At 63.9% G+C, this 25,526-nt stretch carries 24 protein-coding genes and 1 pseudogene; 11 read left to right on the top strand and 14 right to left on the bottom strand.

Features of this window, described 5'->3' with window-relative positions:
- Positions 1 to 21: 21 nt before the first annotated feature.
- Positions 22 to 1,059: an iron ABC transporter substrate-binding protein gene (locus JVX98_RS01180; RefSeq protein WP_205236588.1), complete on the bottom strand. Its 1,038-nt coding sequence runs from the start codon at positions 1,057 to 1,059 to the stop codon at positions 22 to 24.
- A 225-nt stretch (positions 1,060 to 1,284) separates the two neighbouring features.
- Here JVX98_RS01180 and JVX98_RS01175 point away from each other — a divergent pair, with 225 nt between their 5' ends.
- From JVX98_RS01175 to JVX98_RS01135, 9 genes and pseudogenes are all read left to right on the top strand, one after another.
- Positions 1,285 to 3,054, top strand: a complete 1,770-nt coding sequence (locus JVX98_RS01175; protein WP_205236948.1) for a cytochrome c biogenesis protein DipZ — start codon at positions 1,285 to 1,287, stop codon at positions 3,052 to 3,054.
- A gap of 141 nt (positions 3,055 to 3,195) precedes the next feature.
- Entirely contained in the window at positions 3,196 to 3,390 is a 195-nt protein-coding gene (locus tag JVX98_RS01170; RefSeq protein WP_205236587.1) for a hypothetical protein, read from the top strand.
- Positions 3,391 to 3,453: 63 nt separating this feature from the next.
- Positions 3,454 to 4,781 (top strand): annotated as a pseudogene (locus JVX98_RS01165) (acetamidase/formamidase family protein).
- Positions 4,782 to 5,118: 337 nt separating this feature from the next.
- The gene (locus JVX98_RS01160; RefSeq protein WP_205236586.1) at positions 5,119 to 5,916 is read left to right on the top strand and encodes an SDR family oxidoreductase; all 798 of its coding nucleotides are present in this window, start codon (positions 5,119 to 5,121) and stop codon (positions 5,914 to 5,916) included.
- Positions 5,917 to 5,997: 81 nt separating this feature from the next.
- Positions 5,998 to 7,341: an epoxide hydrolase family protein gene (locus JVX98_RS01155; RefSeq protein WP_246764844.1), complete on the top strand. Its 1,344-nt coding sequence runs from the start codon at positions 5,998 to 6,000 to the stop codon at positions 7,339 to 7,341.
- Between the two features lie 67 nt (positions 7,342 to 7,408).
- Complete coding sequence (locus JVX98_RS01150) at positions 7,409 to 8,047, top strand: VOC family protein (RefSeq protein WP_205236585.1); 639 nt, start codon at positions 7,409 to 7,411, stop codon at positions 8,045 to 8,047.
- 87 nt (positions 8,048 to 8,134) lie between these two features.
- Positions 8,135 to 9,076 (top strand): GlxA family transcriptional regulator, encoded by a 942-nt coding sequence (locus JVX98_RS01145; RefSeq protein WP_205236584.1) that lies wholly within the window; start codon positions 8,135 to 8,137, stop codon positions 9,074 to 9,076.
- 153 nt (positions 9,077 to 9,229) lie between these two features.
- On the top strand, positions 9,230 to 10,282 hold the full coding sequence (locus JVX98_RS01140) for an alpha/beta fold hydrolase (protein WP_205236583.1): 1,053 nt from the start codon (positions 9,230 to 9,232) through the stop codon (positions 10,280 to 10,282).
- A 307-nt stretch (positions 10,283 to 10,589) separates the two neighbouring features.
- Positions 10,590 to 11,006, top strand: a complete 417-nt coding sequence (locus JVX98_RS01135) for an organic hydroperoxide resistance protein (protein ID WP_205236582.1) — start codon at positions 10,590 to 10,592, stop codon at positions 11,004 to 11,006.
- Positions 11,007 to 11,185: 179 nt separating this feature from the next.
- Here the strand turns inward: JVX98_RS01135 and JVX98_RS01130 are convergent, their stop codons facing one another.
- The 10 genes from JVX98_RS01130 to JVX98_RS01085 all read right to left on the bottom strand — a co-directional run bounded on the left by JVX98_RS01130 (position 11,186) and on the right by JVX98_RS01085 (position 20,867).
- On the bottom strand, positions 11,186 to 12,514 hold the full coding sequence (locus tag JVX98_RS01130) for a HAMP domain-containing sensor histidine kinase (RefSeq protein WP_205236581.1): 1,329 nt from the start codon (positions 12,512 to 12,514) through the stop codon (positions 11,186 to 11,188).
- Complete coding sequence (locus JVX98_RS01125) at positions 12,511 to 13,251, bottom strand: response regulator (RefSeq protein WP_205236580.1); 741 nt, start codon at positions 13,249 to 13,251, stop codon at positions 12,511 to 12,513. The genes JVX98_RS01130 and JVX98_RS01125 overlap by 4 nt, the downstream gene beginning before the upstream one ends.
- A gap of 209 nt (positions 13,252 to 13,460) precedes the next feature.
- Positions 13,461 to 13,700: a 4-oxalocrotonate tautomerase family protein gene (locus tag JVX98_RS01120; RefSeq protein WP_205236579.1), complete on the bottom strand. Its 240-nt coding sequence runs from the start codon at positions 13,698 to 13,700 to the stop codon at positions 13,461 to 13,463.
- Between the two features lie 64 nt (positions 13,701 to 13,764).
- Positions 13,765 to 14,478, bottom strand: coding sequence for an SDR family NAD(P)-dependent oxidoreductase (locus JVX98_RS01115; protein ID WP_205236578.1), 714 nt, complete (start codon positions 14,476 to 14,478; stop codon positions 13,765 to 13,767).
- 143 nt (positions 14,479 to 14,621) lie between these two features.
- On the bottom strand, positions 14,622 to 15,554 hold the full coding sequence (locus JVX98_RS01110; RefSeq protein ID WP_205236577.1) for a LysR family transcriptional regulator: 933 nt from the start codon (positions 15,552 to 15,554) through the stop codon (positions 14,622 to 14,624).
- Between the two features lie 99 nt (positions 15,555 to 15,653).
- A complete protein-coding gene (locus JVX98_RS01105; protein WP_205236576.1) occupies positions 15,654 to 16,688 on the bottom strand; it encodes a nitronate monooxygenase family protein in 1,035 nt (344 codons plus the stop codon).
- 445 nt (positions 16,689 to 17,133) lie between these two features.
- Complete coding sequence (gene chrA / locus JVX98_RS01100; RefSeq protein ID WP_192449787.1) at positions 17,134 to 18,540, bottom strand: chromate efflux transporter; 1,407 nt, start codon at positions 18,538 to 18,540, stop codon at positions 17,134 to 17,136.
- 1 nt (position 18,541) lies between these two features.
- Positions 18,542 to 19,363, bottom strand: coding sequence for a sulfurtransferase/chromate resistance protein (locus JVX98_RS01095; RefSeq protein ID WP_205236575.1), 822 nt, complete (start codon positions 19,361 to 19,363; stop codon positions 18,542 to 18,544).
- Between the two features lie 288 nt (positions 19,364 to 19,651).
- Complete coding sequence (locus JVX98_RS01090) at positions 19,652 to 20,410, bottom strand: alpha/beta hydrolase (protein WP_205236574.1); 759 nt, start codon at positions 20,408 to 20,410, stop codon at positions 19,652 to 19,654.
- A 190-nt stretch (positions 20,411 to 20,600) separates the two neighbouring features.
- On the bottom strand, positions 20,601 to 20,867 hold the full coding sequence (locus tag JVX98_RS01085; RefSeq protein WP_043626699.1) for a hypothetical protein: 267 nt from the start codon (positions 20,865 to 20,867) through the stop codon (positions 20,601 to 20,603).
- A 153-nt stretch (positions 20,868 to 21,020) separates the two neighbouring features.
- On the opposite strand from JVX98_RS01085, the gene JVX98_RS01080 reads away from it, so the two are divergent.
- On the top strand, positions 21,021 to 21,350 hold the full coding sequence (locus JVX98_RS01080) for a YciI family protein (protein ID WP_205236573.1): 330 nt from the start codon (positions 21,021 to 21,023) through the stop codon (positions 21,348 to 21,350).
- Here the strand turns inward: JVX98_RS01080 and JVX98_RS01075 are convergent.
- The 3 genes from JVX98_RS01075 to cysT are packed head-to-tail and all read right to left on the bottom strand — an operon-like array spanning position 21,347 to position 24,291.
- Positions 21,347 to 22,495 (bottom strand): sulfate/molybdate ABC transporter ATP-binding protein, encoded by a 1,149-nt coding sequence (locus tag JVX98_RS01075; RefSeq protein WP_246764843.1) that lies wholly within the window; start codon positions 22,493 to 22,495, stop codon positions 21,347 to 21,349. The genes JVX98_RS01080 and JVX98_RS01075 overlap by 4 nt on opposite strands.
- Before the next feature lie 22 nt (positions 22,496 to 22,517).
- Positions 22,518 to 23,441, bottom strand: a complete 924-nt coding sequence (gene cysW, locus JVX98_RS01070; protein WP_192449536.1) for a sulfate ABC transporter permease subunit CysW — start codon at positions 23,439 to 23,441, stop codon at positions 22,518 to 22,520.
- Positions 23,431 to 24,291 (bottom strand): sulfate ABC transporter permease subunit CysT, encoded by an 861-nt coding sequence (gene cysT, locus JVX98_RS01065; RefSeq protein ID WP_205236572.1) that lies wholly within the window; start codon positions 24,289 to 24,291, stop codon positions 23,431 to 23,433. Before cysT ends, cysW begins: the two co-directional genes overlap by 11 nt.
- A gap of 417 nt (positions 24,292 to 24,708) precedes the next feature.
- On the opposite strand from cysT, the gene JVX98_RS01060 reads away from it, so the two are divergent.
- Positions 24,709 to 25,314, top strand: a complete 606-nt coding sequence (locus JVX98_RS01060; protein ID WP_205236571.1) for an alpha/beta hydrolase — start codon at positions 24,709 to 24,711, stop codon at positions 25,312 to 25,314.
- Positions 25,315 to 25,526 lie beyond the last annotated feature (212 nt).

The following is a 25,526-nucleotide window of genomic DNA, read 5'->3' as shown; positions in this document are numbered from 1 at the left end:
CCGATGTTTCCTGTCTCCGGTTCATCTCGAAGCCGGCACCGCCCCCTTCAGGAGCGTGGCCACTTGTTCTTCCGTCAGGTCGACCTGGTAGAACAGCTTGTAGAAATCGCGGGTCTCAGCCTTCAGATCGCCCTTGAAGCTATCGGGATAGAACAGCTTCTGCAGCCAAACGACGCCGATCAGTCGGTTTATCGCAGGCGGCGAGTCGAACCAGCCGTAGGGCAGGGACGGCGCAGTGAACACCCGGCCTGTGGTGATTGCCTTCACATCGGCCCATAGCGGGTCCTTCTTGGCAGAAGCTGCGAACTTGCCGCTTGCGGCGATGATGACGTCCGGGTTCCAGGAGAGGATCTGTTCGAGCGATACCTGGGTCAGGCTGCCCTTGCCGGCTGCCGCCGCAACGTTTTCGGCGCCGACGGCTTCGAGGATCTCGACATTGATCGAGCCGGCAAGTCCCGTTTCCAGGCCTTCCGGGCCGCGACCATAGTAGACGCGTGGCTTTTGATCGACCGGTATCTTGGCGAGGTTGTCGTTCAGATCCTTGATCCGCTGGTCGGCATAGGTCGCGAGCGTTTCGGCCCGATCTGCCACGCCAAGCAGGGCGCCGACGTCGCGCAGCGTCTTGCCGCTATCGGTGAAGCGGCCGTCGATCAGCACGTAGGGAATGCCGGTCTGCGCCTGCACCTTGTCGGCCAGCGAGCGGTAGGTGTCGTTGACGGTGCCGACGTCGAGAATGATGTCCGGCTTGGCGGCCAGCACCGCCTCGACATTGGCGCTGCCGCCCTTGCCCGTGAGCTGGCCGTAGGTCGGCAGGTCCCGGACCGACGGCATCAGATATGCCTTTTGTTCCTCCGTCGGCTCCCGCACCCAGCCGGCGAGCTTGTCCGGTGCCAGCACGTAGGTGAGTACCGAGGCCGGCGGGCCGGCGGCAAGCACGCGGGTGATGGTGTCGGGAACCTCGACCGTCCGCCCGGCGGCATCGGTGATCGTACGCGCCTCGGCTGCGCCTGAGGCAAGGCCGAGCATGGCGGAAAAGATTATCGCAAGAGATTTCAACATGGAGGCCACGATAGCGAGAGGGATCGGTCGGGCCGCACTATGGCATGCCGTTATATCTCATGGAATATATTGATTGCGCGAATTGCGATGGTCGGGGACGACCCTGATGCATTGAGATACAAATCCGCTCCTGCCGGAAACATCCGCGATACGTCGCGATGGTCCTCTGCCGCACGTGATAAGCGATCTGTGCCTCGAGCATCGATCCCATGCGGAGAGACGATGATGATCCTCTTTGTTGTAGCCTATCTTGCCGGCGTGCTGACGATCGTCAGCCCCTGCATCCTGCCGGTGCTGCCATTCGTGTTTGCCCGCGCTGGCCAACCCTTTTCCACCAGCATTCTTCCGATGCTGCTCGCCAAGATCGTGACCTTTGCGGGTATCGCTTCGCTTGCAGCCCTTGGTGGCAACTGGGCTGTGCAGGCAAACGCCTACGGCCGCTACGCAGCGATCGCGATGCTCGCCGTCTTCGGCGTGACACTGCTCTCGACGCGGGCTGCCGCCTTTGTGACCGGTCCGTTCGTGGAACTCGGCAACCGACTGTCGCGGAAGGCCGCGACCGGGGAGAAGGGCAGCGTCGGCGGCTCGATCCTCCTTGGCGTTGCGACCGGATTGCTCTGGGCGCCGTGTGCCGGGCCGGTGCTTGGCCTGGTGCTAACAGGGGCGGCGCTGAACGGCGCGAATGCGCAGACGACGCTGCTGCTTGTCGCCTATGCGGCCGGTGCTGCGACCTCGCTGGCGCTCGCCGTTCTGGCCGGCGCCCGAGTATTCGCGGCGATGAAGCGCTTTCTCGGCCTTGGCGACCGCATCCGCCAGAGTCTCGGCGTCGCAGTGCTTGCCGGCGTCGGCGCGATCGCGCTGGGGCTCGATACCGGTCTTTTGGCGCAGCTTTCCTATGCGAGCACGGCGGGCGTCGAACAGTCGATCCTCGATCGCCTGCGCAGTGGTGCATCGCCCGTAGGCGTCGCAAGCACGCGCATGACCCTTGCCGCAAAGGATACGCGACAGGCGGTCTATCGCAGCGACCTTCCGGTCGAAGGACAGTTTCCGTCGCTCGACGGTGCTGTTCAATGGCTGAATTCCAAGCCCCTGACGTCGGCAGAACTCCGCGGCAAGGTCGTGCTTGTCGATTTCTGGACCTATTCCTGCATCAACTGCATCCGCACCATCCCCTATGTCCGGGCCTGGGCTGAGAAGTATCGGGACCAGGGCCTCGTCGTCATCGGCGTGCACGCTCCGGAATTCGCTTTCGAAAAACAGATCGGCAACGTCGAAAAGGCGGTGCGCGATTTCAAGATCACCTATCCGGTGGCGATCGACAACGATTTCGCCATCTGGCGCGCCTTCTCCAACAGCTACTGGCCGGCACACTACTTCATCGATGCCGAGGGGCAGATCCGCTACACCCATTTCGGCGAGGGCGATTACGAGGGCTCCGAACGGGTGATCCAGGAGCTGCTGGCGGAAGCCGCCGGCAAGAAAAAGGTCGAAGGCGATCTGGTCAAACCGGACGCGAGGGGTGCCGAGGCCTCGCCGGACCTGGCACGTCTCGGATCCGGCGAGACCTATGTCGGTTATGCGCGCGCCGCAAACTTCGTCTCGCCTCAGGGCGTTTCGGCCAACACGTCCGCGCGGTACACGGTCGGCAAACCGGGGCTCAATGAATGGGGGCTGACCGGCAACTGGACGGTCGGCGCCGAAGAGGCGCGCCTCAACGAGGCTGGCGGGGGTATCACCTACCGGTTTCGCGCACGGGACCTGCACCTGGTGCTCGGCGCTGGCGCCGGCGGCAAGCCGGTCCCGTTTCAGATAACCATCGATGGGGTGGCGCCCGGCGCGGACCATGGCGCGGATATCGATGCGGCCGGCAAAGGTACCGTTACGGGGACCCGTCTTTACCAGCTCGTGCGCCAATCGGGCGAAGCCCGGGAGCGGACCTTCGAGATCCGCTTCCTCGCGCCCGGCGCAGAAGCCTTCGTCTTCACCTTTGGATGAGAGCGTGCCGTGGGCGGTAGAGACGAACTGCCAGTGCGCAACTGGTTACGCCCACGATACGTCCAAGAAAATCTCTGGCCGCGAGCACGAGCCCTTGGTGACGAAACGCCGCTGCCGACATCAATAACGGAAGGAGCCACCATGCGTATCTTCGCAACAATTTTTGCCATCGCCGCGCTCGCAACGGCACCGTGCGCCTGGGATAGCGACCCGAGAGAGCCCTCGCTTCTTGCCGCGCTCGTTTCCGGTTCCGCATCCGCAACGGGGGCCGAGCAGGGGGCAGGATTGCCGCAACAGGCGCCGCACGAGGAGCTTGCCGATCCCTTCTTCAACTGATGATAGTATCGCCGTGACGAGCGGCCTGAACCTTTGACACCAATCAACCTGGAGGAAAGTGACATGCTGGAGAAAACGAGAGAGCGCCAGACCACCGGGGCTCGGACGGTATTCGTCAACGAATTGACCAACGGGATCCTCGATCCGGCCGAGCCGATGCTGGGGCCGGTTGCGGATGGTGGTGTCATTATCGCGAACACAGCGCCGGGATGTTGGGGGCCGATGATCACGCCGGAGATCCGCGGCGGACATGAGGTGACGCGCCCTGTTGCGGTCGCGGGTGCGGAGATCGGCGATGCGATTGCCATTCGGATCCGTTCGCTGATCGTCACGTCCGCGGCGACGGCCTCGGGCAACGACGAGGTGGTGGGGCCGGCCGCTTCAACGGTGATCCCTTCTGCGCGGCCGTTTGCCCGGGCTGCGGCACGGAATGGCCGCGCACGCGCGTGGAAGGCATCGGCCAGACGGCGATCCGCTGCGAGAACTGCGGCGCGGATGCGACGCCCTTCATTTTCACCCACGGCTACACGATCGCTTTCGACGATGAGCGCCAGGTGGGGCTGACCGTCGGCAAGGCGACTGCCGAGACCTTCGCCACGGAGGCGGAACGGCTGCTGGCCGTGCCGGACGGTTCGATCCAGCATCCGATCCTGACCTTCGCGCCGGCGGACCTCGTCGGTGTCGCCACAAGGCTCCGGCCATTCCTCGGCCAATTGGGCACGACGCCTTCGACGGCGATGCCGGACTCGCACAATGCCGGCGACTTCGGCCAGTTTCTGACAGGCGCACCACATGCCTATTCCCTGACCGCGGACGAGCTCGTCCGGCATAAGACCGACGGCCACATGGACGTGAACACCGTTCGGGAGGGCGCGATCCTGATCTGCCCGGTCAAGGTACCGGGGGGCGGTATCTATATGGGGGACATGCATGCCCTGCAGGGCGACGGCGAAATTGCCGGCCATACCTGCGACGTCGCCGGCACGGTGACGCTGGAGGTCCATGTCATCAAGGGGCTCAAGATCGACGGGCCGATCCTCCTGCCGGTCCTGGATGATGTACCGTTCCTTGCGCGTCCGCTTAACGAGGCGGAACGCACGCGGGTGGCGGCACTTGCTCGCAAGCACGGTGTCCGAGAGGTCGAGGCCGACGCTCCGGTCACCTTCATCGGCACGGGCGCGAACCTCAATGATGCGACCACGAACGGGCTGGAACGGGCGGCGGACCTGCTCGGCCTCAGCGTTCCCGAAGTGATGAACCGGGCGACGATCGCAGGTGCGATCGAGATCGGCCGCCATCCGGGTGTCGCGCGGGTGACGTTCCGCGCGCCGCTCGGCCTGCTCGACGCAAAGGGCATCGGCGCGTTTGCGCGCAGCCTCTACAATCTCTGAGCTACCTGTATTTTCAGGGAGTTGCTTGCAGACGAATGCGGGGCCGGCGTCATGTCGGCCCCGTTTTCGTTTCTGACGCTGTGGCGCAGCGGCAGAAACCCCAAGGGTATTTCGTATCGGTTCGCCGCCGTCCGCGGCCGTTCAGACATTGCGATACACAGACGCCGCTTCCGAACACATCGGGGATACACCGCACACGCACGGTCACGGCGAAGTCGGGCTCGCGTCCGCCCAGGCTGGTCAATCAGCCATGGCCTGAAAAGACGGAATTACGACATTTGAGACGCGGCCTTTCGGCCGTACCATCGAGGCTCCAACCCAAGGATAGGAGCTTGAAATGAGCAACTCAAAAGGCACTGCACTGATCACCGGTGCTTCATCCGGTATCGGCGCGATCTATGCCGACCGCCTGGCGCATCGCGGATACGACCTCATTCTCGTCGCGCGCAATCGCGGGCGCCTTGACGAACTCGCCCGCCGGCTGGCGGACGAAACCGGTCGCGCCATAGAAGTCGTCGCCGCGGACCTCGGCAACAAGGATGATGCCAGGCGGGTCGAGAAGGTCCTTCAGGACGATGCGAGCATCACGGTGCTGATCAACAATGCCGGGGTCGGCGCGACCGCGCCGCTGCTTGCCTCCGATGTCGACAAGATGGACGAGATGATTGCGCTCAACGTCAGCGCGCTGACGCGGCTGACCTATGCGGCGGCGCCCGGATTTGCCGCGCGCGGTGCCGGCACGATCATCAACATCGCCTCAATCGTCGGCGTGGCGCCGGAAGTTCTGAACGGCGTCTATGGCGGCACCAAAGCCTTCGTGCTGGCCTTCACCATGTCGCTGCAAAAGGAACTTACCGACAGGAATATCCGCATCCAGGCCGTGTTGCCGGGTGCAACCGCCACCGATTTCTGGGGCATCGCCGGCACGCCGATCGAACACGTGCCGAGCGAGATCGTGATGCGCGCCGAAGACATGGTGGACGCTGCACTTGCCGGCCTCGACCAGGGCGAAGTGATCACTATCCCGGCGCTGGCGGACGCCGCTGACTGGGCAGCCTATGAGGCTGCACGCCAGAAGCTGATGCCGAACCTTTCCAGGAATATGCCGGCCGCTCGCTACCGTATCGGAAGCTAGCGCCCGCTCACCTTCCGGGGACCTCCCAACCCGGACTTTCGAGGCGCTCCTCGCCTCGCCAATCGAACTAGGAGAATGATGATGTTCAGACGTTCTATGCCCATTGTCCAAAACCGCCAACTGGCCGCATTGGCACTGTCGGGTGCGATCGCGATCCTGCTTCCTCCGCTCGCCGCTCAGGCGGCGGGTGTGTCTGCCGGCGGCGGCGTCCAAATCGCCTCGGCTGCCAAACCGGCCACGGACGAATCCATCCGGCCCTTCCAGTTTCATGCCACTGATGCCGCACTTGCCGACCTCAAGCAGCGCATCGCGGCGACCAAGTGGCCGGACCGGGAGCTTGTGCCCGACAGCGCCCAGGGCGTTCAACTCGCCACCATGCAGAAGCTCGCCGACTATTGGGCGACGAGATACGATTGGCGCCGGGTGGAGAAGACACTCAACGACCTGCCGCAATTCGTGACCAACATCGACGGCGTCGACATCCACTTCATTCACGTGCGCTCCAAGCATAAGAACGCGATGCCGCTCGTCGTCACCCACGGCTGGCCGGGCTCGATCATCGAGCAGTTGAAGATTATCGATCCGCTGACCAATCCGACCGCCCACGGTGGCACGGAAGCCGACGCCTTCGACGTCGTCATCCCCTCGCTCCCCGGCTACGGCTTTTCCGGCAAGCCGACAGAGCGCGGATGGGATCCGGTCCGGATCGCGCGCGCCTGGGCGGTGCTGATGCAGCGCCTCGGATATACCCATTACGTCGCGCAGGGTGGCGACTGGGGTGATGCGGTTACAGAGCAGATGGCTCTGCAGCAGCCGGCGGGCTTGCTCGGAATCCACACCAACATGCCGGCGACCGTGCCAGCCGAAATCCAGAAGGGCCTCGACGCCGGCCAGCCGGCGCCAGCGAGCCTTTCGGCCGACGAGCGCCGCGCCTATGAGCAGCTCGACTTCTTCTACCGCAACGGGCTTTCCTATGCGCAGGAGATGAGCAAACGGCCGCAAACACTTTACGGGATTGAGGATTCGCCGATCGGGCTCGCGAGTTGGATGCTCGACCATGACGCCCGCAGCTACGAGCTGATCGCCCGCGTCTTCGATGGCAAGCCGGAAGGGCTGACGCGCGATGACGTGCTCGACAATGTCACGCTCTACTGGCTGACCAACACGGCCGTGTCGTCGGCGCGGCTCTATTGGGAAAACAAGCTTGCCTTCTTCCAGCCGAAGGGCATCCAGATTCCGGTGGCCGTCAGCGCCTTTCCCGACGAGCTTTATCAGGCGCCGAAGTCCTGGGCGGAGAAGGCATTCCCCAAGCTCGTCCATTATAATCGCCTGGCCAAGGGCGGACACTTTGCAGCCTGGGAACAACCGGCGGCCCTGGTCGACGAGTTGAGGGCTTCGTTCAAGTCACTGCGTCAACCGAGTTGACAATGGAGGGCGCGTGAACGCGCGCCCTTCCATCACAACCCCTGTTTTCTTTAGTTGGAGACGTGTCATGACAAGCGCAGGCAATCAGAGCAGGGCGCCTTCGGTCGACCTGAAGTTCGAGGTCGCGGTCATCCCGGTATCGGACGTCGATCGCGCCAAGAATTTCTACGGTCGCCTCGGTTGGCGACTGGATGCGGACTTTCCCGTTGGCGATGCGTTTCGCGTCGTGCAGTTCACGCCCCCGGGTTCGCCGGCATCGATCCACTTCGGCACCGGGCTGACTTCGGCCACGCCCGGTTCGGCGAGCGGCCTCTATCTGGTCGTTACGGATATCGAAGCCGCCCGTGCGGAACTCGTCGAACGGGGCGCCAAGGTCAGCGAAATCTTCCATCGCGAAGGCCCCGGCAAGCCGCCGATCAGCGGGCCCGATCCCGCGCGCCGCAGCTACCGCTCCTATGCCACCTTCAGCGACCCCGACGGCAACGGCTGGCTGTTGCAGGAGGTGACCGAACGTCTGCCCGGGCGCGTGGATGGCGACGTTACGGACTTTGCCTCCGTCGGTGACCTCGCGGCGGCCCTGCGCCGCGCGGCTGCCGCCCATGGCGAACACGAGAAGCGCAATGGCGGCGAGCACGACCATAACTGGCCGGATTGGTATGCGGCCTACATGGTGGCCGAACATGCGGGCAAGCCGCTTCCCGAATGAGCCCCGGCCATGACCGTCGCGTTCCCTGTATGGCGCAAATCTGCTATGAGCGGGCATTCCGGACAGGATCGGCAGAGGTGGTGTAAGATGCACAGGATCGGCTACGTGGTCTTTCCGGGATTTCAGCTGATGGGTTTCGCGGCGGTCACCGCCTTCGAGATCGCCAACCTGACGCTTGGCGAACCAGCCTATGCGATCGAGTTGCTGTCGGAGGCGGGCGGCGAGGTCAAGGCGTCCGCCGGCTTCGGCGTGCTCACGAAAGCCTTCGACGATGCGGTCTATGACACCGTCATGTTCGGCGCGGGCACCGTGATCGAGCCGGTAACGCCGGGGCTTGCCGCCTTCGCGCGCCATGCCCTGGAGGTCTCGCGACGGGTGGCCGGCCCTTGCACAGGCGCCTTCATCCTCGCCGAGTCCGGACTGCTCGACGGCCGCCGCGCCACCACCCATTGGGTGTTCGCCCGCCAGCTGCGCGAGCGCTTTCCCGAGGTCAAGGTCGAGGAGGATCGCATCTTCATCGTCGATGGCAGCGTGTGGACCTCGGCCGGCATGACGGCCAGCATCGATCTGGCGCTGGCGATGATCGAAAAGGACCATGGCGAGGATGTCGCCCGTCAGGTGGCGCGCAAGCTCGTCGTCTATCACCGGCGTGCCGGCGGCCAGTCGCAGTTTTCCGCCCTGCTGGAGCTCGATCCGAAGTCGGACCGCATTCAGAAGTCGGTCAATTACGCCAAGGCCAATCTGCGCAACGTCCTTTCAGTCGACGAACTCGCGGACGCCGCGGGCTTGAGTGCGCGCCAGTTCAGTCGTGCCTTCCGTTCCGAGACCGGCCAGTCGCCGGCAAAGGCCGTCGAGCATCTGCGGGTGGAAGCCGCGCGCCTGTTGATGGAGCAGGGGCGCCACTCCATGGATGTGATCGCCGAGCAGACCGGTTTTGCCGATAGCGACCGCATGCGCCGGGCCTTCCTGCGCACGCTCGGGCAACCGCCCCAGACGATCCGCCGCAATGCCCGCGAGGGCGTTGCCTGACGGCAGTGACCTGCCTCGAAAAGCGATTGTATCGCCGTGTATCCGTTCCCTGCCATTTCTACACGTGCTTTCAATAGGGCGCCGCCAGGCACACGCCCCGGATACGTCAGCACTTCATTGCTGATGCCAGTTCAGTTCCCCGGAGGGTAGTCAATGTGGGACGAAATCAACCACCCGCGCCGCCGTTTCATCGGCGCAATCGCACTCTCGCTGGCGGCAACGCAGTTCGCTTCGGCCGGCGCGGTCAGAGCGCAAACGGGAGCCGGCGAAGCGCTGCGCCTGCCGGCCGTCGCGCGGGGCACGAACAAGTCCTTCCCGGTCCTCAAGCAGATCGATGCCGGCGTGCTCAATGTCGGCTATGCCGAACTTGGCGCGAGCGACGCTCCGGTCGTCATTCTACTGCACGGCTGGCCCTATGACATCCATACCTATGTGGACGTGGCGCCGGTGCTCGCAAATGCTGGCTATCGGGTCATCGTTCCCTATCTGCGCGGCTACGGTACGACCCGGTTCCTCTCTGCCGACACTCCGAGGAACGGCCAGCAGGCTGTGATCGCGACGGATATCATTGCCCTGATGGACGCGCTCAAAATCGAAAAGGCGGTCATCGGCGGCTGCGACTGGGGCGCGCGAACCGCCAACATCATCGCAGCCCTGTGGCCCGAGCGCTGCAAGGCGCTGGTCTCCGTCAGCGGCTACCTCATCGGTAGCCAGGAGGTGAACAGGAAGCCGCTTTCGCCGCAGGGCGAGCTTGCCTGGTGGTACCAGTTCTACTTCGCCACCGAGCGGGGCTATGAGGGCTACAAGCAGAACCGAAAGGAATTCGCCCGGCTGATCTGGAAGCTTGCCTCGCCCAAGTGGAGCTTCGACGACGCGACTTTCGACAGGAGCGCCGAGGCGCTCGAAAACCCCGATCATGTCGACATCTCGATCCATAATTACCGTTGGCGGCTCAGCCTGGTCGAGGGGGAGGCACAGTTCGACGACCTCGAAAAGCGGCTGGCGCAGTTCCCCACCATTGCCGTCCCGACCATCACGCTCGAGGGCGACGCCAATGGCGCGCCGCATCCCGATCCCGCCGCCTACGCCAAGCGCTTCTCGGGCCGATACGAGCATCGGCTGATTACCGGCGGCATCGGCCATAACCTGCCGCAGGAGGCGCCGCTCGCTTTTGCCGAGGCAATTGTCGCCGTCGATCGTTTCTAGTTTTTCTCCCGCGGATTGCGTGGAGGCGCGGGGTTCCGGTTCGCCGGCCCCGCGCTTTTTGTGCACGGTGATTAGGAGATGAGGCCTGCCGGATGCGGCGTCCCGCCATGCTGGCGAGACGCGATGGGGCGACAAGCCGCGTCCAGATCGGCTTAGCATCAGCGTGTATCCGCGCGAGCCCCTGGTAGGTTTCCATACATTTCCGGCCCCCTGTGAAACATCCGATACACCTTGAAAGCGCCAGATGCGTCTCGACAGCCGCAGGGCAATCGGGCCCGGACGGCAAACCTGTCGAAAGGAAAACACCATGAGCGCAGCTGAAAAGGTACTCTACACCGGCAAGACCCACACGACCGGCGGTCGCGACGGCGCCGCCCGGAGCGACGACGGGCGCCTGGACACCAAGCTTTCCACCCCCGGCAGTTCGCGGCCGGGGACGAACCCGGAGCAGCTTTTTGCCGCCGGGTGGTCTGCGTGTTTCATTGGTGCGATCGGTCTGGCGGCCGGCCAGTCGAAGATAGCACTTCCCGCCGACGTGGCCGTGGATGCCGAAGTGGATCTGCTGAACCGCGACGGCGGCTACTTCCTGAAGGCACGGCTGAATGTCAGCCTGCCGGGGATCGACGCCGACGTTGCGCGTCGTCTCGTCGATACCGCTCACCAGACCTGCCCCTATTCCAAGGCGACGCGCGGGAACATCGACGTGACGATCAATCTCGTCTGACCCGCACTACCTCTCGTCACCTCCGGGGCGGCGGCCATCAGCGTCGCCGCTCTTTTACATCGACCATCGGCATGCCCGGGCTTGGCAAGCCTGGTCTTCCGATCTCAATAACGACATTAGGAAAATTCGATATACAATTGTTTTATATCGCATTATATGGCGAGAAACGAAGCTCCCCTTTACTGAGGTCGGATCACTAGCTCGCCCAAGAGGCCGCCGCCGTCACGATTGCGCAAGGTCAGCGACGCGTTGATGGAGGCTGCCAACTGCTGGGCGATGGCGAGCCCAAGCCCAGTGCCGCCAGTTTCACGATTGCGGGAATCCTCCAACCGGACGAAGGGTTTCAGCACGGCGCCCAGTTGATCTTCCGGGATGCCCGGCCCGCGGTCGAGCACGCTGATGATTACCGTATCGTCGGCAAGCCGCCGCCCCTCGATTTCGGCGCTGCCTGCGAATTTGAGCGCGTTGTCGACGAGGTTGGTGAGAATGCGCCTGAGCGCCTGCGGCCGGGTCGTGATTGTGCCGCCATCGATGTCGCTCGCGCTGACGGACTTGCCGGTGTCCTGATAGTCGTAGACGAGGCTTTCAATGAACGAGGCGAGATCGACGCGCGTCGATTTCTCGACATTGCCGTGAGCGCTGCGAGCATAGGCGACGCCCTCCTTCACCAGGCTCTCGATCTGGCCGAGGTCCTGGATCAGCTTCTCGCGATCGGCGAAATCTTCGGCCATTTCCGCGCGCAGCTTCATGCGGGTGATCGGCGTCTGCAGGTCGTGGGAAATGGCGGCCAGGATCTGGACGCGCTCTTCGAGGTACTGGGCGATGCGGTCGCGCATGGCGTTGAATGCGGTTGCCGCGTAGGCGACCTCCGTCGGGCCGGTTTCGCTGAGCCGCGGCGTGTTGCGGTTCGGGTCGAGCGTGTCGGCCGCTGCCGCAAGGTTGACGAGCGGGCGGACCGCCTGGCGCATGGCAAACCAGCTGCAGAAGAGCAGGAGCGCGAGCTGCGCCAGCAGCACGTAGGGCAGCCAGTCGGCAAGCGGCATGATCCCCTTGGGATAGACGTCGATCGTCAGTGGCGAGCCGTCGCTCAATGTCAGATGCGCCTGCACGTGGCGTCGATCGCCGGGGATCGTTTCGACGGTGACCGGATACTTCGGGCCGGTCGCGCGCTGGATGTTGGCGGAGAGTTCCGCGGTGGCCGGATCGACGGACGGGTTGCCGGGCACGCCCGGTCCGAGAATGAAGCCGTAATTGTCGCGGCTGAGGCGATTGAGCCAGGAGGCACGCTCGTCTGCGGGCAGGCGGTCGAGGATCGCAATCGAGGTGGCAATGTCGTTTTCGAGCGTGTTGAACATGACAGACTTGGCTGACACGTAGCGCTCGAAGAACAGAACTGTGAACGACATCACATGTGCGATGGCGAGGCCGGCCAGCAGAATAACAAAGAGCCGCGCCCTGAGCGTGCGCGGCCATAGTCGAAAGCCTCTTTCAGCAGCGTTCGCGGTCATTCGCGCGCCTCCACGATCTCGATCGGCACCGAGAAGACATAGCCTTCGCTACGCACCGTCTTGATGTAGGCCGGCTCGCGGGCGTCGTCGCCGAGTCGCTGGCGGACCCGGCTGACGAGCAGGTCGATCGAGCGATCGAAGAGATCGGCCTCGCGGCCTTGCGTGAGATTGAGCAACTGGTCGCGGTTGAGCACGCGCTGGGGGTGGTCGATGAACACCTTCAGCAGCCGATACTCCGCTCCGCTCAGCGCGATCACGGTGCCATCGGCATCGATCAGGTGCCGCGCCGTCGTGTCGAGCTTCCACCGGCCGAAGCGCAGCAACTGCCCCGCCTCCGAAATCTGCAGGTTGGGCGGCAGCATGCGCGCGCGCCGAAGCACGGCCTTGATGCGGGCCAGCAGTTCGCGCGCGGAAAATGGCTTGGAGAGATAGTCGTCCGCACCCATTTCGAGGCCGAGAATTCGGTCCATCTCGTCCGAGCGGGCGGTGAGCATGATGATCGGGATCGCCTTGTGCTTGCCAGCGCGCAGCTCGCGGCTGAGCACCAACCCGTCGTCGCCCGGCATCATCACGTCGAGCACGATCAGATCGACGGTGTCGCCCTCGAGGAAGCTGCGCATCTGCCGCCCGTCGGCGACGGCGGTCGTGCGCAGGCCGTTTTTCTTGAGGTAACTCGAGACGAGTTCCCGGATCTCGCGGTCGTCGTCGACGATCAGCACATGGTCGATATGCTCCATCGAGCAACTCCTCAAGTCGGTTGGCGGGCGCGCAGCGGCACTTGCTCCGTCCGGTTGACGCTCCGGATATGTCGTCGGTGTGTTCGCAACATCCAGACTTGCAAGCAAATGTAATGCAAGCGTCTGCCGATACATTTCGACACAATTTCACAAAGGAAACCCGCCGCTTGCTGTCAAACGGCGGGTGGCGGGAGCTGTGGCTGGCGGCGTCAGGCTTTCGTTTTTGCAGCAAGCCGTGCGCGATACTGGGCGGTGGGCAGGCCGCCCCAGCCCCAATTGTCGAGGTCGACTTCCTCGATGACCACATAGGTGGATTCCAGCGGCTTGTTGAGCACGTCGAGCAGCACCTGGCTGACGCCCTTGATGATCTCCGCCTTTTCTTCCGCCGTCACCGCGTGACGCTCCCGCGAGGTGCCCTCGCGGGTCACCTGAACTGTTACGATCGGCATTGCCGTCTCCTTTCTGGAGCTTGATGGCACCCAAGGTGCCGCGTTTGTTGGGAGAGTTGCGGGCCTACCAGCGTCCGGCGTTCTGGCCGCCGTCCACATGCAGGATCTCGCCGGTCACGAAGCCGGCACCCTCCAGGTATAGAACGGCGTCGACGATATCGCGGATCTCGCCCATGCGGCCGACGGGGTGAAGCGTCGAGAGCGCCGCATGCGTTTCCGGCGCGTGCATCGGCGTCTTGATGATGCCGGGCGAAACCGCGTTGACGCGAACGCCCGAAGTCGCGAATTCGATCGCGAGCGCCTGGGTTACCGAATTCAGGCCGCCCTTGGTGATGGAGGCGAGCGCGGCGGGCACGCCGGCGATCGGCTGGTTGACGAGGCTGGTGGTGATGCTGACGATGTGGCCGGAGCCCTGCTTCAGCATCTCGCGGGCGGCGTGCTGGGTAATATGGAAGAAGCCGGCGACATTGACGCTCATGTTCAGGTCGTAGTCTTCCTGGGTGAAGTCCGTGAACGGCTTGGCGGTGAAGACGCCGGCATTGTTGATCAGGGTGTCGATGCGGCCGAACCGTTCGAGGCCCTGGCGCACGACGCGCTCGGCGGTCTCGGGATTTCCGATATCGCCTGCAACGGCGAGGATGCCCGCATCCGCGCTCTCCCTAATCGAGCGCGACGTGGCGATGACACGGTAGTTGCGATCGCGGTAGGCCTGCACCAGGGCGGCGCCGATACCCTGCGATGCACCGGTGATGATGACGACCTTCTGTTCGTTGCTCATGGATGTGATCCTTCTTCGATTGCAACGGGCGCTTCGTTCGGCCCGTCCTCCGCCCTCGGCGTTGGTACAATCAGATTTAGACCCATCCGATATGAGGGAGAATTGACGCCAATTGGCAGTCAATCAACCGAAATTCGGCATAATCAGCGAAGCGTGCCAGCTTCCTTCGCCATGCGTGCGAACTCGGTCCTGAGACGCGGCAAGGCGAAATCCGCGAAGGCTCGGACCTTCGGAACCGCCATGCGGCCCTGCGGCGCCAGAAGATGAACCGGCATCGGCGGATGCTCGGCATCGGCCAGTACGATCTTCAGCTGCCCGTCATGGACATGGCGCGCCACATGGTAGGAATAGAGCCGGGTAAGGCCCGTGCCCGCAACGGCGGAATCGACCGCTGCGCGCACGCTGTTGACGATGTAGCGCGGCGTGAACTGCACCGTGCGCGGGATCAGCGAACCCTCGGCCGGCGTAAAGGCCCAGGAATCAAGGCCGAAATTGGTGAAGGCGACGATCTGGTGCTTGGCGAGGTCGGCCGGCTCGTCGATGCGGGGATGACTGGCGAGATAGCGTGGGGAAGCGACGACGACGCGCCTGATATCGCCGCCGATGCGTGTCGAGATCAGCGAAGAATCCGCGAGGTGCCCTATGCGCAGCGCGATATCGACGCCTTCGTCAACAAGGTTCACGAAGCGGTCGAGCAGCAGCAACCTGGCCGAAACCGCCGGGTAGAGATTGAGGAAGTCGTCGAGGATCGGGCGCAGCATCTCTTCACCGAGGATCGGCGGCGAAGAGATCGTGACCGTGCCGCGGGGAGCCGCCCGCTCGCCGCCTGCGAGCATGTCGGCCTCTTCGAGATCGACCAGCACCCGGCGGCACGCGGCTGCATAGCGCAGGCCCGCTTCACTGAGTTTCAGCGAGCGGGTCGTCCGGTGCAGCAGTTCGACGCCGACATGGGCTTCGAGCAGGTTCAGCGCGCGGCTGACGGCTGTCGGCGAGCGCTTGAGCTTGCGGGCCGCACCCGCAAGGCTGCCTTCGTCAATCGCCGTGACGAAGACCTTCATCGCATCGATACGATCCATTGTGCCGACTCTCGCAAGGATGGCTGCCGATGAGCAAGAATTCACCGGCAAAACGGCGGAAGTAAAGAGGAGACGACACTGCGTAGGAGAGGCTCTCGCTTATGGGGTCGCCGGAAAAAGGCGGGCGATCAGATCGGACGCGGAGCCTTGCCAAAGCTCGCCCTTGCCGGTGCCTGACCATAGCGACAGAAAATCCGGCGACCCCTTCGCCGTGGACGCCGCCCTGATGTCGCGCGTGAACTTGTTCTGCGCCGGAAAGGGCATGACGGCGGCGGCATCCACCTCGTTCATGAAACGGTTTTCGACGCCACGCGCAAACCGACCGGAGAAGGCGCGTGTCGTTCGCGTCTTCCGCTCCGCGCCCTCTAGCGCTACGCGATAGGGCGCCGATGTCCCAGCTTCTGCGGTCGCGAGGAAGGCCGTACCCATCTGCACGGCGCTGGCGCCTTTCGCGAGAACGGCTTGGATATCGGAACCCGTCATGATCCCGCCCGCGGCGATGAGCGGTACCTTGATCCTTCCGAGGCTCCGGGCGAGCAGGTCTTCAAGGCCGGTTTCGCTGTCTTCGGCGGACGGATCGAAGATGCCACGATGCCCACCGGCCTCATATCCCTGCAGCGTAATGGCATCGACGCCGCTCTCTTCGAGCGCCAGGGCTTCCTCGGGCGTCGTTGCCGTGCCGATGATCAACATTCCGGCGTCACGAGCGGCGCGCATGTGCTCAGCAGGCAGGACGCCGAAGACGAAGCTCAGCGCCGCAGGCTTTGCCCGCAGCACCGCCTCGAACTGCCCGTCGAACTCCTCTTCGTAGGGCGCTGCAAGGTCAGGTGTCGGCAGGCCGAGTTCGGCGCGGTATCCCGCCGTCGCACGCACGGCGCGCTCGAGCGCCGCGGCGTCGACCTTCGGCTGCGGATGCTGGATGAAGAGGTTGATGGCGAAGGGACAATCTGTTCGGGCGCGCACGGCCTGGGCGAACTCTGCGATCGCCGCCGGGCTCGAATAGGCCGCACCGACGGAGCCCAGCGCGCCGGCGGCCGAAGAGGCTGCCACCAGCGCAGGCGACGAAGGGCCTCCGGCCATCGGCGCGACGATCAGGGGATGTCTCAGGCCGAGTTTCGAAAGGGTGCCCTGCATAGTGATGTCCTCGCTGCATATTGCCTGCCATCCGGCAGCGCTGCAGAGGTAGGGTGAGTGGCTAGAGACGCAAGGGGAGGATCGACACTTCACCCTAATATCTCGTGGGGTCACACGATGCGGGCGGGGCCGGTGGTTCAGCGGCTGTGTCGCCGGCGTACCGTGGCGACGATTGCGGTGCGTGCGATTGACTGGCACTCTGGCTGGGTAACGAGACGTTCCAGGGGGCTAAATGTCGCAACGGACGGATAAGCAAGAGGTACTTCCGAGCCTTGTCGAACACTACCGGCCGGTCCAGCTGAGGGCCGTTCTTGCGGCTCGCGCGATAAAGCACCGCGAGCCTCCGCCGCCGGCGCCGGAGGAGGAGCGCCGCTACGGATCGCAATTGCCGGAGGGGTTTCACCTGCCGCAATCCGTCTACGACGATTGAGCGCCGGCTCCGTCCTCAGTTCGTTGCCAGCGTCCAGGCCATGCCGGCGAGCGCGCAGGCAAGCAGCGTCGTTATCACCGACACATTGAAGCGAAAGATAGCCACGCCTGCCGCGAGCGTGAGCAGCAGCGACGGCAGCACCAGCGACCTTAGAACCGGAATATCGAGCGCCAATGGCCCGAGCGTCCAGGGGGCGACTTCGGCAAACAGCGTGTGCAGGCCGAACCAGACCGCAAGGTTGAGGATGACCCCGACGACGGCGGCGGTGATCGCCGACATGGCGCCGGTCAGCGCGACGTTGTTGCGCAGCCGCTCGATGAAGGGCGCGCCCAGGAAGATCCAGAGAAAACAGGGAACGAAGGTGACCCAGGTCGTCAGAATGGCGCCGAGTGTCGCGGCCGTCATGGGCGAAAGCGTGCCGGGATCGCGATAGGCGCCCATGAAGCCGACGAATTGCACCACCATGATCAGCGGGCCGGGTGTGGTCTCGGCCATGCCGAGCCCGTCGAGCATCTCGCCCGGCTTCAGCCAGCCATAGTGCTGCACCGCTTCCTGCGCGACATAGGCGAGTACCGCATAGGCGCCGCCGAAGGTCACCACCGCCATCTGGCTGAAGAAGAGGCCGATCTGGCTGAAGACGTTGCTCGTGCCGAGGACCGCGACCAGCAGCGCCAGCGGCACCAGCCACAGGGCAAGCAGGATGGCGGAGATCCGCAGCGACCAGGCGAAGTTCGGGCGCGCATGCGCGGGAATTTCGTCGCCGAGCGCGGAGTCTTCGTCCTTGAGGACGGGACCCGTGCCGGCCTTGTGGCCGCCGCCAATGCGGAAGAACTGTGAGCCGGAACGCGCACCGATATAGCCGAGCACACCGGCCGCAAGAATGATGATCGGGAAGGGGACGCGGAAAAAGAAGATGGCGATGAAGGCGGCTGCGGCAATGCCGATCATCACCTTGTTCTTCAGCGCCCGGCCGCCGATGCGGAAGACGGCCTGAACGACGACCGCGAGCACGGCCGCCTTCAGCCCGAAGAAGAGGCCCTCGACGACGGTGACACTGCCGAAGGCGGCGTAGATGTAGCTCAAGCCGAGGATCGCGAGAAATCCCGGGAGCACGAAAAGGATGCCGGCTACGAGGCCGCCGGCGGTACGGTGCAGGAGCCAGCCGATATAGACGGCAAGCTGTTGCGCCTCGGGTCCCGGCAGAAGCATGCAGTAGTTGAGCGCGTGCAGGAAACGGTGTTCGCCGATCCAGCGCTTTTCATCGACGAGGATGCGGTGCATGACGGCGATCTGTCCGGCCGGCCCGCCGAAGCTCAGTGCGGCAATGCGCGCCCAAACCCGCACCGCTTCGCCAAAGGAGATGCCGTGGCTTTCCCGTTGCCGCGCCGGTCCCGTCGCGGCTTTGTCTGCGATGTCGGTCATCTCAGGCGTCCTTCTTGGCCGAAGGCCAGTTGTGGGTCTCGTTGGTAGCATCGCGGCAACAGCGATAGAAGGCGTCGTAGAGCAACATACCGGCGTCCAGCTGTTCCAGATCGTCCGCATACATGCGCGAGAGCCCGAGCGAGGCTGCAAGTAGACCCGAAGCCTCCGGCGCGAGTTCGAGGCGCGCGGTATCGGCCGCACGCACGATCGTGGCGAGCCGCAACAGCGGGGCGGTGGCAAGCCCGAATTCCTCGATCATGACGTCGAAGGTGCAGCGTTCGCCGCGATGGCTCCAGCGCACGGGCGCGTCGATGTCGAACGGTGTCGCCCCGAAGCGCTCGCCGACCATCTCCACTTCCGACGGCGCCACATAAAGGAAAACGGCATGCGGATCGACGAAGCGTCGGATCAGCCAGGGGCAGGCGATGCGGTCGATCTTTGGCCGCGCCCGGGTGACCCAGACCGTCTGCCCTTGGGCATTCCGTTCCGGTATTGCCGAAGATGGCACGGCGGGGTTGCCGCCTGCGACCCAGGCCTCGAACCCTCCTTCGAGCACATCGGCGGAGATGCTGGCATTGCGGAGCCAGGCGGCAACGCCGTGGCTGAGCTTCTTGCCCTGCTGGCAGATGATAATCGCCGATGCTTTGTCGACATCGTCCGCCCAGTCCCGCACGCTGCGATAGTCGCGCCGGACGGATCCGGGGACGAGACGTGGATCGGCGTCGAAGTCCTCGTCGACGCGAACGTCGAACAGTGCGGGACAGTTCGGCGTTCCGATAAGGCGAGCGAATTTTTCCGATGAGATTTCGAGATATGACGACATGACGCGTCCTCCGGATGAGCGGTTCTGTGGACGCGATGCTTCGGCTGGCGCCTCATGGGGTGATCGCAACCCCATGAGCGAAGTTTGCAGCCGTTGGCCGCAAGCTGTCAAGCCACGCTTCGGCGGCGAGTTTACGGGACATGGCGAGAGCGCTTCGCGCTGAGGCGTGATCCGAGGCAAACTACCGAAGGATTGTTACAGGTCTTTGGCGGCAGATGTAGGTTACCGTCAAGGGAAGCGACCTGAGTGCCGAAGGTTACATTCAGGTCGCGGAGGACGGGATTCGGGCTACTTGCCGGCCTCCCTGGCTGCGGCCTCGATGATGCCCGCAACCTTCTCCGGTTGCGAGGCAAAGACAGAGTGGCTCGCCTTGATTTCGGTCACCTCACTGCCGGCGCGCTTGGCCATGCTTCTCTCCAGGTCCGGGTTGATGGCACGGTCATCGGTCGCGACGATCGACCAGCTTTTCTTGGTGCGCCAGGCGGGGTCGCCGACCTTGGCGGCAAAGACCTCCTTGGCGGCAAGGACCTGCGATTTCGCCGCAAAGGCCGCCTCCGCCGCAGGCAAATCGGCGGCGAAGTCGGCCGGAAACGCCTTTGGGTCGAGATAGAGATACTTGCCGTCGGTGGTTTCCCGCACGCTCATGGCGGAAGCAGGGTTCGATCCGGCGAGCATTGCAAGGTTTTCGCCCTTGTCGGGCTGAAAGGCGGCGACGTACACCAGCCCTTCGACCTTGCTATGATGTCCGGCCTCGGTGATGACCATGCCGCCATAGCTGTGGCCGACGAGCAGGGTCGGGCCGTCCTGCAGATCGAGGATGCGGTTCGTCGCCTCGATGTCGGCTGCGAGCGACGTCAGCGGCTCCTGGACAACGGTCACATTGAAGCCGCGGCGCCCGAGGATTTCGGAGGCCTGTCGCCAGCCGGAACCGTCGGCGAATGCGCCGTGAACGATGACGACGTTCTTGATCTCGGCTGCTTGCGCTGCGAAGGCGACGACGCTTGTCGCCAAGGCAAACGCGATGGTCGGGAGGATGCGGTGGCTCATGCGATCGTTCCTTCTTCTGTTCGTGAGGCAACGATCGCAATCTGTTCAGGCGAGGTATCCCGGATGTGTCGGGCTTCGCCGCAATATGTACCGCATTGTAGCATCTCAATCGCGCCGCGAAGGCGAAAGGCCGAAGCGCGGTCTTTCGCCCTACATGGCAAGGTACGGAGGCACGCCGCGCGAAGGTGCGCTACGATTCGACCAGGATCACAAGCGACGACGGTACAACTCCGTCATGGGCCATGGCGTCCGCCGCGGCCTGGCTTTGCATCGCCTGTGAGAGGGCGCCGATATCGGGAACATCCATCATGACGGCCACACGCGTCGGATCCTTCGGGTCGACGAAGGTCCGGATGTTGGTGATGCCGAGCGCGCCGAAGAGTTCCTTGCGTCTCGGCGATTTCAGCCAGTGATCGGCGCCTTTGGTAATGTTGTGATGGGCGATGATGGTCGGCATCGGATCCTCCCTTTTGTGACGCGAGCCCCGACGTTGTTGCAACTTTCCCGGAGCATCCGCGTTCTCTCAACGGAACGGCCTGAAGGGCCTGCTGTCAATTAGCCCGTCAGAGCTAGGCGCGTTTCTTCTCTGGCGACTTGAAGGATGAGGCTCATGCCGAAATTCATCACCATCGGATACGGCGATCGCGCCGGCTACGATCGCACGGCGGCAGTGGTGCGCGATGCGGCGCACGCGCATGACGCGCGGCTTCAGGCCGATGGCGTATTGATGGGAATTGCCGGCGCGCCGGTGCAGGTGCGCAATGCGGATGCGGCGCGGGTCGAAACCAAGGATGGGCCGTTCCTGTCATCCCCCTTGCCGGTGGCCGGTTTCGCGGTGATCGAAGCGGCCGATCTCGACGAAGCCATCGCCCTGGTGTCGCATACGCCCTGCGCCGTTGCCCACGGCGTGGTCGAAGTCTGGCCGCTTGAACTACCTTAAGGGGCCGCCCAGGAGACCTGCGCGGCGAGCATGGATTCCGCCTCGTCTGCCGTCTGGCGCTGGGGTTCCGTGGCGCCGGCGGGTGCGACCTTCGTTTCCGGTCGGCCTTCCCTGAACAGCTTCCACTTTGTCGGTCGGAAGGCGATGCGGGTGTGGTCGCCGGCGGCGGCGCGTTCGGGGGAGAGTTCGATCTCGACATGCGGATGGTTGCGGCCAAGGTCGAGTTCGAGATGGCGGGTGCCGGCAACGCGGCGGCTGGCGGCAACCAGACCGGCAAGGCAGCCGCCACAGCCGTCGATCAGCTCGATGTCGTGCGGGCGGAAGTGCAGTTTTGCCGGGCCGTCGGCTTCGGACGGCGCGCGCAAGCCGATCGGCCGGTCCTCGAACCAGATCTCGCCGTTCTGGAGTGTCACCGACAGGCAGTTCGACTGGCCGATGAAGCCGTAGACGAACGGCGAGACCGGATGGTCGTAGATCTCGTCGGGCGTGCCGACCTGTTCGATCACGCCCTTGCTCATGACGACGACGCGGTCGGCCAGCTCCAGCGCCTCGTCCTGGTCGTGGGTGACGAAGATGGTGGTGTGGCCGGTGCGGTCATGGATGTCCCTGAGCCACTTGCGTAGCTCTTTTCTCACCTGCGCATCGAGCGCGCCAAAGGGTTCGTCGAGCAGAAGCACGTTGGGTTCCACCGCCATGGCGCGGGCAAGCGCCACGCGCTGGCGCTGGCCGCCCGACAGCTGCGCCGGATAGCGCTTGTCGAGACCGGAGAGCTGGACGAGGTCGAGCAGGTCGAGGGCGCGCTTGCGGATCTCGGCGGCCGGCGGCCGGCGGTTGGCGGGCCGCACCTTCAGGCCGAAGGCGACGTTGTCGAGCACGGTCATGTGGCGGAACAGGGCATAGTGCTGGAAGACGAAGCCGATGTTGCGCTCCTGCACGGTCTTTTGCGAGGCATCCTCGTCGCCGAAGAAGATCGTGCCTTCGGTCGGGCTTTCGAGACCGGCGACGAGCCTGAGCAGCGTCGTCTTGCCGGAGCCGGAGGGGCCGAGCAGCGCGATCAGCTCGCCGGAGCGGATATTAAGCGAGACGTCGTCGAGCGCCGGGAAGCGGCCGAATTCCTTGCGGATGTTGTGAACGCGCACGTCCATGGCGATACCTTTCGAATGCTGGTCAGTGTCTGCGGCTGGCGGCGATCTCGGCGCTGTAGCGGATCTCCAGCGCCGTCTTCAAAATCAGGGTGATCAGCGCCAGCAGCGCCAGCAACGCCGCCACCGCGAAGGCGGCGACGAAGTTGTATTCATTATAGAGGATTTCCACCTGCAACGGCATGGTGTTGGTCTCGCCGCGGATATGGCCCGACACCACCGAGACGGCGCCGAACTCGCCCATGGCGCGGGCGTTGCACAAAAGCACGCCGTAAAGCAGCCCCCATTTGATGTTGGGCAGCGTCACATGCCAGAAGGTCTGCCAGCCGGATGCTCCCAAGGAAAGCGCTGCTTCCTCGTCGCTCGATCCCTGTTCCTGCATCAAGGGGATCAGCTCGCGGGCGACGAAGGGGAAGGTGACGAAGACGGTGGCGAGCACCAGGCCCGGCACGGCAAACAGGATCTGGATGCCGTGGCTCTGCAGCCAGGGGCCAAGCAGGCTGTGCGAGCCGAACAGAAGCACGAAGACGAGGCCGGAGATCACCGGCGAGACCGAGAACGGCAGGTCGATCAGCGTCGTCAGGAACGCCTTGCCCTTGAACTCGAACTTGGCGATCGCCCAGGCGGCGGCCACGCCGAAGACGAGGTTGAGCGGCACGGCGATGGCGGCAACGATCAGCGTCAGGCGGATGGCGGAAAACGTCTCGGCATCGCCGAGCGCCAGCACGAATTCGGTCACGCCCTTGCGCAGCGCTTCGGTAAAGACGGCGGCGAGCGGCAGAAGCAGAAACAGCGCGACGAAGGCAAGGGCTGCGATCGTCAGCGTCAGCCGGGCAAAGCGGCTTTCGGAGGTGGCGGCGGCCAGTTCCGGCAGCGCCGGCTTCGGACCGGAGGCCGGACTGAGACCGGGACTGGCGGTGAGGCCGGCTGCGGTCAGATCATGCGACATAGACATATCTCCGCCGGCTCCAGGCCTGGATCGAGTTGATGAGGAGCAGCATGGCGAACGAGATCGCCAGCATGACAGCGGCAATCGCAGTCGCAGCCGCATAATTGAACTCTTCCAGCCTTATGACGATCAGGAGGGGCGCGATCTCGGAGACGTAAGGCAGGTTGCCGGCAATGAAGATCACCGAGCCGTATTCGCCGACACCACGGGCAAAGGCCAGCGCAAAGCCGGTGAGGCCGGCCGGTAGCAACCCCGGCAGAAGCACCCGGCTGATCGTCTGGAAGCGGCTGGCGCCAAGGGTGGCTGCCGCTTCCTCCACCTCCTTGTCGATCTCTTCCATGATCGGCTGCACGGTCCTGACGACAAAGGGCAGGCCGACGAAGATCAGCGCGATGACGATGCCGGCGGGGGTGAAGGCGATCTTCAGCCCAAGCGGTTCCAGGAACTGGCCGATCCAGCCGTTCGGGGCATAGAGCGTCGTCAGCGCAATGCCGGCAACCGCGGTCGGCAGCGCAAAAGGCAGGTCGACCATGGCGTCGATCACCCGCTTGCCGGGAAAGCGATAACGCACCAGCACCCAGGCGAGGATGACACCGAAGACGAGATTGATAACGGCAGCGATAAAGGCCGTGCCGAAGGAGATCTTCAAGGCATTGAGCGTGCGCGGATCGAGCGCCAGCTCGAAGAACTTGGACCAGCCGAGCCCGCTGGCGCGGAACACCAGGCCCGACAACGGGATCAACACGATCAGAACCAGCCAGCTCAGCGTGATCCCGAGCGACAATCCAAATCCAGGCAAAACACTCGGCTGGCGAAATCGCCACCGGTTCCCATTGCGTCGCTCCGTCACCTTTCGGTCACCTCTTGGCCCCGCAGCCGCGAGCGGCTGCGCTATCCCCTCATCCAAACCGATCTTCAAACCGCCGGTTGGCCGGCTTGTTTGAGCGCCGGTATCTTTCGGCGCCAAACTACCAATTTCATGGGCTCCAACAACGCAATTTTTTGACGCTTCGGCGGCCGTAAGAGAAACTGATTTCGCTTCTGACCGCGTCTGAAGAAACACTCTGCTCTCAAGATTGTTCCATGCCTGACATCTAAAATGATAGTGCGTGAACGATGCGGATGAAAAGTTATGCTATAGAATTTATAGATATTGAATGTTCCTTGCTTACGCGCTGCATTTCGCTCTTCCATAATTGAGCCATGAACCGGGCGCGGCAGAATGCGCGGCCGTCACTTTGAAACATTCTCGTAAGCGGTTGATGTCATGGCAACAACGCTCATCATTCCTGGGTTGTTCGGATCAAACAGCGGCCATTGGCAGCGCCATTGGCTGAATGACAATCCGCACGCCGTCCTCGTCGAACAGGACGACTGGGACCGACCAAGGCTCGATCTCTGGCGCGACAGGCTCGAACACGAGATCTTCCGGCATGGTACCGTCGATCTGGTGGCCCACAGCCTCGGTTGCCTTCTGGTCGCCAATCTGGTGCGGCGTCCGCTCGCCCGGCAAGTGCGCAGCGCCTTGCTCGTCGCACCGTGCGATCTCGGTCCAACCGATCGGCTTCATCCGGGCGCCATCGACTTCGGGTCGATGCCGGATCTGCCGTTGCCTTTTTCGAGCCTTGTCGTCGGGAGCCTGAACGACCCCTATATGCCCTTCGACCGCCTGCGCCATTTTTCGACCCGCTGGGGCAGTCGCCTCATCGATCTCGGCCATGCCGGGCATATCAACATCGCCAGTGGCTATGGCCGCTGGTCGCATGGTTATGACCTGCTGAGGGTGTTGAACGGCATTTCGCGCCGGGAGACTGCACGTGGCCAGCCGGGGGAGTTTTCGGAGCGGTTGCCCTTGCCAAACGGCGTGGCCTGACCACCCCAGAGTGCAACGCCGAAGACCGCTTCGGGCGGCCATTGCCACACGGCCCTTGATGTCGGCGCCGTTTCACGCTCTAATAGCGCATAAAGTTTATAGAGTATACCGTCTAGGGATGCGCATGCGCCAAGGTGCCAGGCCAGCCGGGATAGGACATACAGGCTCGACCGGCGATGCGGCGGACGATATCTTCACGCAACCCTGCGGGT

It is taken from the genome of Ensifer sp. PDNC004 (genome assembly GCF_016919405.1).
Lineage (GTDB): Bacteria > Pseudomonadota > Alphaproteobacteria > Rhizobiales > Rhizobiaceae > Ensifer.
The sequence above is the reverse complement of the archived record's forward strand: the minus strand, read 5'-3'. Positions and strand labels throughout refer to the sequence as shown.